Annotated in this window: 14 protein-coding genes and 1 pseudogene; all 15 read right to left on the reverse strand. The window is 37.5% G+C overall.

Translation table 11 applies throughout. The annotated features are described in order from the left end of the window. Nucleotides 1-40: 40 nt before the first annotated feature. A pseudogene (locus NH288_RS11380) lies at nt 41-331 on the reverse strand (Fic family protein); the annotation flags it as partial. Between the two features lie 218 nt (nt 332-549). Beyond that, nucleotides 550-801: a hypothetical protein gene (locus NH288_RS02165; protein ID WP_265212741.1), complete on the reverse strand. Its 252-nt coding sequence runs from the start codon at nt 799-801 to the stop codon at nt 550-552. 95 nt (nt 802-896) lie between these two features. Then, on the reverse strand, nt 897-1082 hold the full coding sequence (locus NH288_RS02170; protein ID WP_265212743.1) for a hypothetical protein: 186 nt from the start codon (nt 1080-1082) through the stop codon (nt 897-899). Next, nucleotides 1069-1500, reverse strand: coding sequence for a Fe-S cluster assembly sulfur transfer protein SufU (sufU, locus tag NH288_RS02175; RefSeq protein ID WP_106461461.1), 432 nt, complete (start codon nt 1498-1500; stop codon nt 1069-1071). The genes NH288_RS02170 and sufU overlap by 14 nt, the downstream gene beginning before the upstream one ends. Continuing rightward, nucleotides 1500-2720, reverse strand: a complete 1221-nt coding sequence (locus NH288_RS02180) for a cysteine desulfurase (protein ID WP_265212746.1) — start codon at nt 2718-2720, stop codon at nt 1500-1502. The genes sufU and NH288_RS02180 overlap by 1 nt, the downstream gene beginning before the upstream one ends. 1 nt (nt 2721) lies before the next feature. Then, complete coding sequence (locus tag NH288_RS02185; protein ID WP_265212748.1) at nt 2722-3765, reverse strand: SufD family Fe-S cluster assembly protein; 1044 nt, start codon at nt 3763-3765, stop codon at nt 2722-2724. Next, on the reverse strand, nt 3765-5177 hold the full coding sequence (sufB, locus tag NH288_RS02190; protein WP_265212750.1) for a Fe-S cluster assembly protein SufB: 1413 nt from the start codon (nt 5175-5177) through the stop codon (nt 3765-3767). The genes NH288_RS02185 and sufB overlap by 1 nt, the downstream gene beginning before the upstream one ends. A gap of 1 nt (nt 5178) precedes the next feature. Next, nucleotides 5179-5910, reverse strand: a complete 732-nt coding sequence (gene sufC, locus NH288_RS02195) for a Fe-S cluster assembly ATPase SufC (protein ID WP_265212751.1) — start codon at nt 5908-5910, stop codon at nt 5179-5181. A 156-nt stretch (nt 5911-6066) separates the two neighbouring features. Further along, the gene (locus NH288_RS02200; protein WP_265212753.1) at nt 6067-6333 is read right to left on the reverse strand and encodes an HPr family phosphocarrier protein; all 267 of its coding nucleotides are present in this window, start codon (nt 6331-6333) and stop codon (nt 6067-6069) included. A 129-nt stretch (nt 6334-6462) separates the two neighbouring features. Continuing rightward, nucleotides 6463-7869, reverse strand: a complete 1407-nt coding sequence (locus NH288_RS02205; protein ID WP_265212755.1) for an aminoacyl-histidine dipeptidase — start codon at nt 7867-7869, stop codon at nt 6463-6465. Next, a complete protein-coding gene (hemZ, locus tag NH288_RS02210; RefSeq protein ID WP_265212757.1) occupies nt 7862-9169 on the reverse strand; it encodes a coproporphyrinogen dehydrogenase HemZ in 1308 nt (435 codons plus the stop codon). The genes NH288_RS02205 and hemZ overlap by 8 nt, the downstream gene beginning before the upstream one ends. Before the next feature lie 76 nt (nt 9170-9245). Beyond that, complete coding sequence (locus NH288_RS02215) at nt 9246-9884, reverse strand: CpXC domain-containing protein (protein ID WP_106461453.1); 639 nt, start codon at nt 9882-9884, stop codon at nt 9246-9248. 55 nt (nt 9885-9939) lie between these two features. Then, the gene (locus NH288_RS02220; protein WP_265212760.1) at nt 9940-10485 is read right to left on the reverse strand and encodes an ECF transporter S component; all 546 of its coding nucleotides are present in this window, start codon (nt 10483-10485) and stop codon (nt 9940-9942) included. Nucleotides 10486-10598: 113 nt separating this feature from the next. Further along, nucleotides 10599-11084 (reverse strand): FUSC family protein, encoded by a 486-nt coding sequence (locus tag NH288_RS02225; RefSeq protein ID WP_106461451.1) that lies wholly within the window; start codon nt 11082-11084, stop codon nt 10599-10601. Then, nucleotides 11075-11869, reverse strand: a complete 795-nt coding sequence (locus NH288_RS02230; RefSeq protein ID WP_265212761.1) for a nucleoside hydrolase — start codon at nt 11867-11869, stop codon at nt 11075-11077. Before NH288_RS02230 ends, NH288_RS02225 begins: the two co-directional genes overlap by 10 nt. Between the last annotated feature and the right edge of the window lie 45 nt (nt 11870-11914).

Raw genomic sequence — 11914 nt, forward strand, 5'->3', positions numbered from 1 at the left:
TAATAATATTATATCATAAATTTATAATAATTAAATCAAACTAATTATCCCTATAGGCCTTGGCCTTATCTATTTCATTCTTATAATCTTCTAAGACCTCATATTCCTTTTCTAAAATCAAATTATAAAAATCATCTAGCCCCTTAGTTGTTGCATACTTATCTAAGGATTCATAATATCTTGGACTATCTGTATAATTAATTATTATTCCCTTGTATCCATTAATCTCTAGGATGAAGTTTAATAAAATCCTCGCACACCTTCCATTGCCATCTGGAAATGGGTGGATTCTTACAAATTCAGCGTGGAAAAAAGCTGCTTGCTCTATTGGATTTTCTTTGGATTTTTTTCATTAAAATCCCCGACAAGCCACTTCATATTATCCCTTACTCCCACCCAATCTGGTGGCCTGAATGAAGCTCCTGTTATTCTTACGTTGTGATTTCTAGTAAGACTGCCTTGGATGATGTTTTCTGTTACTATTTGATGGATGTCTTTAATTAAGTCTTCTGCTAGGCTGGCTCCTTTTTTAATTTCTCCTTCAATATATTAATTGGCTTTTTGGTTATTTATTACCTCATAAATTTCCCTTAAGTCCTTGCCCCCTACTGAAATATTGTCTACTAGAAGAGTTTTTACTTCGCTTATACTCAGGGTATTTCCTTCTATTTTTGTTGATTCATGAGTAAATTTTATCTCAAAATCATCTACTATTGACTGATAAGTTTGCCTAGGTAGGGAATTGATGTTGGAATTTACATATTCTTTTAATTTTTCTAGGTCTCTATAAGTGACTTTCATAATTTTCCCTTTTCATTATTTGTTTTTATTATATCACTTTGGTAAAAATTTTCCTCATGCTTAGATTTCTTTATACTAAAAAAAGCCAAGAACTTTTAGTTCTCAGCCTTGGTTTTCTTGTATTTTACATAAGCATTAGCAGTCATTAATATCGCTACTAAGAGGATTAGCCACCAAAATTTGTTTTCCTTTTTGTATTGGAGGAAACAAAGGATGTAGACTAGGCCTGCTGTGATTAGGGATGTGATGAATTCTAAGTTTTCTAGCTTATTTTTCTTCATCTAAGACTGCCCTTAGGGTGTTCCATGACAAAAGAGCACAGTTTACCCTTTGTGGCATGTTTCTGATGTTTTGGAAGGCTACTGCATCTTCTAATTCTTCTAACTCTTCATCTGTCACATCTTCTCTTTTGATCATTCTTTGGTAGATGTCTGCCATCTTGTCAGCCTGTTCTTTGGTTTTGCCTATTAGCATGTCACACATTACTGATGTGGCTGCCTGGCTTATGGCACAACCATCACCTGTGAAGGCTGCATCTACGATTTTATCCCCATCTAATTTTAATTGTAATACTATCTCGTCACCACAAGATGGGTTGTGGCCGTCTTCTTTGATGTCAGGATCTTCTAGGTCATGCTTGTTGGCTTGGTTTCTTGAGTGATCTAGGATTATCTGACTATAGATTTCTTGCATATCCATTATAGTCCCATTACCTTTCTTACATTTCTAAGCTCTTTTGCAAAGATTTCGACCTCTTCCCTGGTGTTGTAAATGGCAAAGGATGCACGGGCTGTGGAGCTTATGCCAAGATAGGTGTGAAGTGGCATAGCACAGTGGTGGCCGCTTCTTACTGCTATCCCCTTGCTGTCAAGGATTGAGGATATGTCGTGTGGGTGGATGTCTGTGAAGGCGAAGGAGATTAGGGCTCCTTCTTCGGCAGATTTTGGATGAACTAGCTTTATATTTTCTATGTCCTTAATTAGGTCATAGGCATATTCTGTAAGTTCCATCTCGTGGGCGTGAATATTTTCCATGCCGATTTCTTCTACATATTTTATCGCTTCAACCAGACCTATTACCCCACCTACATTTGGTGTACCCGCTTCAAATTTGAGGGGTGCTTTTGCAAAAGTTGAATAATCTTCATAGACATATTCTATCATATCTCCGCCTAGATTAAAAGGCTTCATCTTATCTAAAAGCTCAGCCTTGCCATAAAGAACACCTATGCCCATTGGGGCGTAGATTTTATGACCTGAAAAGACTAGGAAATCACAATCTAAATCTCTTACATCAACCTTCTTGTGGGCAATTAATTGGGCCCCATCTACTATAGTTGTAGCTCCTACTTCTTTGGCCCAGTTTATTATTTTTTTGACATCTATAATCTCGCCTGTGACATTTGAAGCTCCTGTTATGGAGACAATTTTTGTCTTATCGTTTATTTTTGCTTTTAGGTCATCATAATCTAGGGAAGCATCTTCCTTAAGGTAGGCATAGACTAGCTTTGCCCCTGTAGCCTTGGCTACCATTTGCCAAGGAACGAGATTTGCGTGATGTTCTAGGATTGTAATTAGGATCTCATCGCCTGCCTTTAGATTGTCTAGGCCATAGGAATAGGCCAAGAGATTTAAGGCTTCGGTTGTAGTCTTGGTGTAGACTATTTCATTCCTTGATCCTGCATTTATAAATTTCTTTATGACATCCCTACCATTTTCATAGGCCTCTGTAGCTACCCATGACAAATAGTGGGCTCCCCTGTGGGGATTGGCGTTTTTGTACTTATAATAAGAATCAACAGCTTCTATGACCCTGTTAGGTTTTTGACTAGTTGCTGCTGTATCTAGGTATATTACATCCTTTCCTACCTTTTTTGAGTCAAGGTAGGAAAAGTCATTTCTAATTTTTTCTATATCCATATTAATGCCTGCTATTTAGCTTGTGGACTTGGTCTTTGATGTGATTTCTTAGATCTTCATCCTCAATTTTATCTATGGCAGGGGCAAAGTTTGCCTCTAGCATCATTGATTCTGCTTGCTTTTTGCTAAAGCCACGGCTCATGATATAAAAGAGCATTTCCCTGTTCATCCTGCCCACGCTTGCGGCATGCTTGCCTGCTACTTCTCTTTCTTCATTGAGAAGGATTGGGGCAGACTTATTGATGACCTGATCTGATAGCATCATAGAATAATCTCCTATCTTGCCATCTGCCTTGGTACATCCACGTCTAAGGTCTACTATGCCCTTAAAATTCTTTTCAGCTCTTTCTTTTAAGGCCCCGTTAAAGAGGGCAGATGAGTCTGTCTCTAGGCCGTAGTGTTCATTTACAGCCATTAGGTCTAGGTATTCTTCCTTGGATTTGAAGTAAATACCATCTTCTATGACCTTGGCCTTATGACCTCTTAGGATATTTCTGATGTTGACCATAGATTGGCTGACTCCTATTTCTATATAGGTGATATCAAGCTCTGCCCTATCTCCTAGCCTTGTGGCTATGGAGTTAAGGTTTGTCGCCTCACTTAATAAATTAACAAGGACTACTAATTTCACCTTAGAATCCTCTTCAAGATTCACTCTTATTTGTGAGTTGATAAAAGCTTTTTTGGCTCCTTGGTCAGAAAAATCAACCAAGAAGGAAGACTCAGAATCCCTTCCTGCATTTATGTCTATGGCAGAAACTAGGATATTATTTTCATCATCAAGCTTAAAGTGAATAAATTCTGTATCCTTTTTATCCTTGATATCATAAGCCTTGTAATAATTTCTAAAGTCTTTGTTTTCTTTTTTTATTTCATCGCTTAGGCCGTAAATTTCGCTAGCAAAAGCCTCATCTACTTTATCTAAGCTGCCTTCTGAATTTTCATTTTCAAAAGGAATTTTTTCTATTTCTACTAATTCATAATCAGCCGAATTTAGTCCTAGGTAGGCCCAAGTTGGCTGTCTCATTTGATTTATCTTTGTCATCAGCCGTTTGCTCCTTCAAGTTCCATATCGATTAGATTATTCATCTCAACTGCATATTCTAGAGGCAAGAGCTTTGATACTGGCTCTGCAAAACCTCTTACTATCATTGACTTGGCCTCATCTTCTGGAATTCCCCTGCTCATTAGGTAAAATACCTGGCTTTGGTCAATTGAACCGATTTTTGCCTCATGTCCACAGTCTACATCGTCATTTCTAATATCAAGCACTGGTATGGTATCTGACTGGGAACCTTCTGAAATCATTAGGTTTTCACAGTCTACGGTTGATTTTGAGCCTGCTGAGTTTTTCCTCATTTCAACTAGGGAACGAGTCATGGACTTACCATTACCTGCTGTAATTGACTTGGTTAGCGCTGTTGAATAGGTCTCTGGAGCAAGGTGGATCATAGAGCAACCATTATCTATATATTGGCCGTCACCTGCAAAGGTGATACCTGTATATTCTGCTCTGGCCTTTCTACCAGCAAGGACTGAAGTTGGGTAAAGCATGGATACCTTTGATCCAAAGGATCCTGATACCCAAATCATCTTGCCGCCTTCTTGGATTATGGCACGCTTGGTATTTAGGTTGTACATATTCCTTGACCAGTTTTCTATAGTTGAGAACCTTACTTCGGCATTTTTGCCGACAAAAATTTCTACTGAACCTGCGTGTAGGTTTACGACATTGTATTTTGGCGCAGAACAACCTTCTATGAAGTGAACCCTAGAATTATCTTCTGCTATTATCATTGTGTGTTCAAATTGTCCAGCTCCTGGGGCATTTAACCTGTAGTAGGATTGGAGAGGAATATCTACCTTTACTCCTTCTGGCACATAGATTAGGGAACCACCTGACCAAACAGCACCGTGAAGGGCTGCATAATTATGAAGTGTAGGTGGGATTGCCTTTTGGAAATATTTTTTGACTAGGTCTTCATGCTCTCTAATAGCTGAGGTGAAGTCCATAAAGATTACTCCCTGGTCTTCTAGGTGTTTTTGGATAGAGTGGTAAACTTCCTCACTATCGTATTGTGCACCTACACCTGCAAGGCTTTCTTGCTCAGCTTGTGGTATTCCAAGCCTATCGAAGGTATCTTTTATATCTTCCGGTAGGGCTTCCCAGGCAGTTTTCTTATCTGTTGGTGGCTTGACATAGGTAGTGATATCTGCCATATCAAGCTCAGATAAGTCTGGTCCCCAAGAAGGGTTTGGTGTCTTTTCAAATATTTCAAGAGATTTTAATCTTCTCTTTCTCATCCATTCTGGTTCATTTTTCTTATCGGATATTTCGTTGACTATATCAGCATTTAGACCCTTTTCAGTGATATCTGAATAAATAAATTCATTAAAAAAGTCATAATAACCGCGGTCAATATCCTTTAGTTGGTCTTCAATATTGATTTCTTTCATATTACACCCATTCGTATCCTTCAGCTTCGATCCTATCCATTAGGTCATCGCCCCCTGAATATTTGATCTTGCCATCTTTTAGAATGTGAACATAGTCAGCCTTGATATTGGCTAAAATTTCCCTGTGGTGGGTGATGATTATTACAGATTTTTCCCCATCTAGGAAGTCTTCTATACCCTTTGATACAATCCTTACCGCATCAACATCAAGACCTGAGTCTGTCTCATCAAGTAGGGCAAGCTTTGGACTTAGCATTTGCATTTGTAGGATTTCTGATTTCTTTCTCTCTCCACCAGAAAAGCCTACATTTACATACCTATTGGCATAAGAATCATTAAGCTTAAGGTCTTCCATCTCTTTTTGTAATTTTTTATTGAAGGCAAGAATTTTTGGTTTAGAACCTGTAATTTGCTCTTCAGAAATTCTTAGAAAGTCTGATAATTTTACACCAGGAATCTCATCTGGGTGTTGAAAGGACATAAAGATACCTAGTCTAGCCCTCTTATCAACGCTAAGATCTGTTATATCTTCGCCTTCAAAATAAATCTTTCCTTCCTTAACTTCATAAATAGGATTGGCCATGATGGCATTCATAAGGGTTGATTTACCTGATCCATTAGCCCCCATGACTACGTGGACCTCGCCCTTTCCTACCTTAAGGTCAATACCCTTTAATATATCTTTTTCTCCAGCTGAAACGTGGAGATTTTCTATCTTTAATAATTCAGTCATATCTACCTCTTTATACTTCTCTTTTTTTCTACTCTTAAATCATACCTTTTTACTAGGGATTATCAATAAACTTCCACTAATCACAATACCCCAAAGGGCACAAAAAAACGAGCCCTTGCTCGTCTTGATGTTTGTTAGTAAGTAAGTATTTATATGCTAATAGCTATTTAGCTTATTTTCTACTAAATCTATTAGCGATTTAACGGCTTCTTCTTCTTCATCGCCTTCTGCTCTTATGATTATGTCATCGCCTTTAGAAGCACTCATGCTCAGAACTGACATGATAGACTTGGCATTGTATGACCTGCCTGCTTTTTCGACACTTATATCACAAGGAAATTGAACGGCTTGTCTTATAAATATGGATGCTGGTCTAGCATGTAAACCAATTTCATTTGAAAGCGTTACTTTTTGTTCGTACATGATACCTCCTTCGTTATATATTCTTTTCCCTAATATAAAGATACTCGAATTTTGTTAATTTGCAAACGATTTTATAAAAAATTCAAATATAGCTGAAACCCTAGCAGATTTCAGCTATTGCTAATTTAATTAAATTCTTTCAAGTAATTCTACTAGGAATTTGTAGTTATTTGCTACTGATTCTATATTTACCCTTTCTGCTGGTGAGTGGGCACCTTCTATATCAGGACCGAAGGAAATCATCTCTGTATCTTTGAGGGTCTTTTTGAAAAGTCCGCATTCTAGGCCACCGTGAGTTGTAGAAACTTCCATTTCATCTCCGTGAACATCCTTCCAAACTTCTTTTGCAAGGTCAATTATTGGAGAATCTTCCCTTTGCCAGCCAGAATATTCACTTACAACTTCAGCTTTACCGCCAAAATATTCTACAAGGAGGGCTTGTTTTTTGGCCCAGTCTTCCTTTTGAGAGTCGATTTCTGACCTATTCATGAGGTTGACAAAGATTGAATCTTCCCTATCTTCTAGAAGGCCAAGGTTTGAGCTTGTGACAATTGATCCGTCTACCTTTTTATATAGACCATCGTGGATTGTGTATAAAAAGTCAATAACTCTCTTTGAAAGGTCTTTGCTTAGGACCTTGCCATCAAAATTAGCTTCTTTTACCCAAATTTCCCCATCTGGATCTACGTCCTTGTATTCGTTTCTAACTTCTGCAATTCTTTCCTTGATTATTTTTATTGCATCTTTCCTATTTGCTACTGCAAATACAGCACTTGCTGCTGATGGGATGGCATTTCTCTTAACTCCACCATTTGCCCTTGCAATTTGTAGGCCATCTATGCCTTGGATAAGGCGAGCTAGGGTTTTTATAGCATTTAGCCTAAATTCATCTATTTCCATACCTGAATGGCCGCCTGCAAAGCCTTTTAGGCCAACTTCTACAAAGTCTCCAAGTGGCTGTTCATATTCTTTAGGGAAGTTTACTTCAAGGTCAAGACCCCCTGCACAACCTACAGTTAGGATTCCTTCTTCTTCAGAATCTATGTTGATTAGGTATTTGGCTGTAATTTGGCTAAGGTCAAGTCTTCCTGCACCACCCATTGAGGTTTCTTCTTCTGTTGTGATAATTACCTCAATTGGGCCATGTTTTAGGGAATCATCGTCTAAAACAGCCATGATAAAGGCAACACCTATACCATCATCTGCCCCTAGAGTTGTTCCATCAGCTGTAATCCAGCCGTCTTCTTCAATTAGTTTGATTGGGTCTTTTTCAAAATCGTGATCGCTTCCCTCAACCTTGACACAAACCATATCCATGTGGCCTTGAAGGGCAACAATTGGGTGGTCTTCGTAGCCTTTAGATGCAGGCTTTCTAATAATCACATTTAGGGCCTCATCTTGGCTTACTTCTAAGTTTCTTTCCTTGGCAAAATTTACAAGAAAGTCAGATACTTCCTTTTCATTGCCACTTTCTCTAGGAATTTCTGCTAATTGTCTAAAAAATTTAAATACGTAATCTGAATAAGCTTTATCCATTTATATCCTCCAAATATTCTTTAATCATCTTATTTTTGGCCCTTAAAATCTCATCAAAATCCTGGTAATAATCTCTTAAATTTCTAGGATTTCTGAATTTATTTCCATTTTTAAGCTTGGAATTGGCATTCATGCCCAGGCCAATAATATTTGAGACTTCTTCATTAATAATAATATTATACCTCTGCGATGTATTATTTCTTTGATAACCGACATTTTCGAGGTTAGATACGATATTTTTTTGCCTATAAAGATAGTAGGGCTTGTAGGAAAATTTCCTAGTAAATTCATCAATTTTTTCTGAAATAATAAGGGCTTGGTCTCTCCCACCAACCAAATCTTTCTCCTTATACTTTGAACCAGATTTTATGGCTAGGGCGTGGAAGGTGATATTATCTGGCAAGAGTTCTTCTAGGATTTTAAAATTCTTGGCAAAATCTTTTGAGCTTTCTCCTTCTAGACCTATTATAAAGTCCATATTTATTATAAAGCCAAGGTCCCTTGCCTTTTTATAAATATTTAGGAAATGGTCATAATCATAAGGCCTGTTGAGAGATTTTAGGATATTTTTATTAAAGGTCTGAGGATTTAGGGAAATCCTATCAACTCCTCCTGCCTTTAGGACCTCAAGTTTGTCATTATCAAGCGTATCTTCCCTGCCAGCCTCAAAGGTAAATTCCTGGTAGGTAAATTTATTATTTATGGCAGCAAGCAAATTGATAGTCTCATCCGCCCTCAAAAACGAAGGAGTACCTCCACCTATATAAATTGCATCAAGGGTCCTTGGAAGACTGCTTTCTTCTATCTCTCTGATTAAATAATCGACATAAGCTCCCTTGTCATGATGGGGACCAACTAAAGTCGGATAGGAGCAATAATCACACCTAGTGGGACAAAAAGGGATATTTATATAAAGGCTAAAGGCTTTCTCATCAAAGGATAGCCTTTCTTGTTCGCTCTTAACCTCTTCTAAGAGCCTAATTTTCTCATCTGAGACCTTGTAGGTCTCTTTGATTTCTTCTAAACTCTTAGCTTTTAAAAGCTTGGAGGGCTTTGATCCTGTAAGAGTCCCCCAAGGTGACTTGTAGCCAGTAAGGGCCGATAAGATTTCATACAAAGTCCTCTTTAGACTCTTATTATCAACAAAACTATAGACATTGCCCTTGTAGAAAATTTCTTCATGGCCAATAGCTAGGTCAAAATCATCCTCGGTAAAAATTATGTCTTCGTGGTCAAAAAATATATTTAGGATGTCATATACGATTTTTCTTTGTTTTTTTTCTTCTAATTTTATCTTCATAGGAAAATTATACAAAATATTCAAAAAAAGACCAGGCTAATCAAATAGCCAAGTCTTTTTAAATGATTAAAATATTTTATTTAGCCCTCAAAAATTCCTCTGCCCAGGACCTATCTATCAAATGATTTAGGTCTTTTTTGATGATTTCCCCGTAATTATTTACGATTGTATCATATAGGGTTTGTGAAAAATCCAGGCTTGCCCCTACATTGAGGGCTGTTTCTAGGTAGAATTTATTGTCTGCCCCATAGTAGAAGCTTTTGATCTGTTCTACCTTATAGGCAAAGTCATCGGAATGGACTAGGAAATATTTCATAAGCTCAATTACCCTATCATCAAGGCCTTTTTCGAAGATTAAAATCTTCTCCTTGAGGGATGGATAGTCATAAGTTATTCTTAGCCTGTGCTTATAAAGCTCGTTTTTCCTATCTAGGCCAATTAGGCCAAGGGATGTGGAAAAGGCTAGCCTTGCCTTCTTGTCGATGAAGTCTGGGTCATTTATAATCATAAAAGACTTTGACTCATCTGTATAGGCAAAGCGGTAGTTTAGGATAAAGGCCCTGCCACATTCTGGACAAGTCATTTCCCCAAATTTCCCCTCTAAAATCTCATTTCTTTCTGGCTTATCAGCAAAAATTGCTGTTGGCAAGTCTTTTTCAAAGTTTACCCCACACTTGGGACAAGCTATTTCAAATCTTTTCTCTCTTCTTTGCATGTCTAATCTCCTTATCTTGGGCTACTTATTATTAATATTTACCCAATTTGGGAGACTAGTCGTCAAATTTTACAGCTTTTAGGAGAGGAATAGCCAATATTGATGCTATGATTATTGAAATAACCGCATTTGTAAGTGATACTCCTGCCTTTTGGATTACTTCTGCCATAGTCGCTTCTAGGGTTAGACCAAGGATAAATTTATTTTTAATAAAGGTCTTACCTAGGTATAAAACCACATAGGTGATTTGGCCTAAAATTGATCCGATAACAATTTTTGGTTTATCTACAAGTTCTTTCCTATTTTTGTAAATCATGCCTGCTACAAAGGCCATGGCAAATTTAGTGATAAAGGTAACTGGAGCTGATGTGAAGTAAACTGGGTCAAATAAGTCAAATAAAGCTGAGCCCACACCTGCTGCAAGTCCACCATTGACTGGACCTAAAAGAAGGCCTGCTAAAAGGCAAAATACATTTCCCAAATGAAACCTAGTTTGTCCAAGAGGAGTTACTATTGGAATTTGGAAAAACCTTGAAAATATGTACACTAGAGCTGTAAATAAACCCATGTATACGAATTTCTGAGTAGTAAGTTTTTTCATAATAATCCTTTCTTTTCTATGCAATATTCTATCCCCCCTACTATACCACATTTTAGTAATTTGTTAAAATAAATATAAAAAAGAAGCTAAATTTAGCTCTTAAAAGTCTGAAATTACGATTCTTTAATCTTAAAATCTATATAATTTACGAAAAATGCCACAAGTACTCCGATTAGGGTGTCGATTATCCTGTTGATGGCGAAATTAAAAGGCACAAGGTCGCCTGCGTGGTTGATGGTAACTGACAAAAATACAATGCCAGCTATGGATACGGCATCCTTTTTATTTATATTTGCCATAACCCATATTACCACTGTCACAAGGATTGCCGTTATAATCAGCCTTAAAAGATCAGGAATTGACCCAGCTGGGAAAATCAAAAGGTAGAAAAGGCCCACAAAGCCTCCAAAGATTGTCCCGATTATCCTTCCTAGCCCCTTGTGGTAGGTTTGGTGGACATTTTGCTGCATACATATGATAGCAGCAATTGCCGAATAAAAGGCAAGGCCCTCGCCAGGCCTAAAATGGGATATGATCATGGAAATAAGGACTGCTATACCCGTTTTTCTAATCCTTGGCCCTGGCATCCTTAATTGCATAGGACTCCTCTTAGGTAGTCATAAAAGCTTTCTTCGTTCACCTTATTTACCAGATAGGCCTTTGGTCTTTGTGATGAATGGTCGATTGTCTTTTCATCAAAATTAACCTTAAGACCCGCCGCATCAAAGATGAAGGCTTCTGGTCTTTGGGATAGGTAGAGAAGGAGAGCGCCAGCAAGGGCTTCTTTATCATAATTTTCCAAAATCCTTGCTAAATTTGGGTCGGAGTTTTTGATTTTTTCCAAATCTTCATCATCAAGGGTGAATTTTTTTGCAAATTTCTCATCTATGGCAAATATTTCTATGCCTGATCCTAAGATAAAATCAAGGTCTTCAAGGTCTTCCTTATCCATTTTCTTGGCATCTGGCAAGATTAAAAATATGTGGTCGATAAAATCTATCAGATCTTCAAATTCTCTTAGGCCCTTGGCAATATTTCCTAGGTCCCCACTTGCGATTATATCTAATCTTCCGCAGTCGCTTGCTATGTCGTAGAGGTTTTCAAAAGCATCCATATCTTCCAGATAATCACCTTTTGCCTTAAAAATCTCCTTATCAAAGGCAGATTCCTTATCTTCAAAATTTCTAGCCACAGATAAATATAGTTCTTCGCTATTTATAAGTCCTAGGATATTTTCACCAGCTGCGCTACTTGACATATAAGACCTATTTGCTGAAAGTCCCACAAGCTCAAAATCATAAGAGTCTAGGGCCATTTTTATAAAAAGCCCATCTGCTGGGCTAAAATTTGTATCTATATAAATAAAGGGTTTTTGATATTCCATAATTCTTCCTTTCTGCTTACTTACTATACTAAAAAACCCGACTTT

This window comes from Anaerococcus sp. NML200537, from assembly GCF_026131715.1.
GTDB classification, from domain to species: domain Bacteria; phylum Bacillota; class Clostridia; order Tissierellales; family Peptoniphilaceae; genus Anaerococcus; species Anaerococcus kampingae.

Coding starts and splice junctions, on each gene's coding strand:
- NH288_RS02165 (WP_265212741.1), bottom strand. CDS start 801: ATGAAAGTCACTTATAGAGACCTAGAAAAATTAAAAGAATATGTAAAT.
- NH288_RS02170 (WP_265212743.1), bottom strand. CDS start 1,082: ATGAAGAAAAATAAGCTAGAAAACTTAGAATTCATCACATCCCTAATC.
- sufU (WP_106461461.1), bottom strand. CDS start 1,500: ATGGATATGCAAGAAATCTATAGTCAGATAATCCTAGATCACTCAAGA.
- NH288_RS02180 (WP_265212746.1), bottom strand. CDS start 2,720: ATGGATATAGAAAAAATTAGAAATGACTTTTCCTACCTTGACTCAAAA.
- NH288_RS02185 (WP_265212748.1), bottom strand. CDS start 3,765: ATGACAAAGATAAATCAAATGAGACAGCCAACTTGGGCCTACCTAGGA.
- sufB (WP_265212750.1), bottom strand. CDS start 5,177: ATGAAAGAAATCAATATTGAAGACCAACTAAAGGATATTGACCGCGGT.
- sufC (WP_265212751.1), bottom strand. CDS start 5,910: ATGACTGAATTATTAAAGATAGAAAATCTCCACGTTTCAGCTGGAGAA.
- NH288_RS02200 (WP_265212753.1), bottom strand. CDS start 6,333: ATGTACGAACAAAAAGTAACGCTTTCAAATGAAATTGGTTTACATGCT.
- NH288_RS02205 (WP_265212755.1), bottom strand. CDS start 7,869: ATGGATAAAGCTTATTCAGATTACGTATTTAAATTTTTTAGACAATTA.
- hemZ (WP_265212757.1), bottom strand. CDS start 9,169: ATGAAGATAAAATTAGAAGAAAAAAAACAAAGAAAAATCGTATATGAC.
- NH288_RS02215 (WP_106461453.1), bottom strand. CDS start 9,884: ATGCAAAGAAGAGAGAAAAGATTTGAAATAGCTTGTCCCAAGTGTGGG.
- NH288_RS02220 (WP_265212760.1), bottom strand. CDS start 10,485: ATGAAAAAACTTACTACTCAGAAATTCGTATACATGGGTTTATTTACA.
- NH288_RS02225 (WP_106461451.1), bottom strand. CDS start 11,084: ATGCAATTAAGGATGCCAGGGCCAAGGATTAGAAAAACGGGTATAGCA.
- NH288_RS02230 (WP_265212761.1), bottom strand. CDS start 11,869: ATGGAATATCAAAAACCCTTTATTTATATAGATACAAATTTTAGCCCA.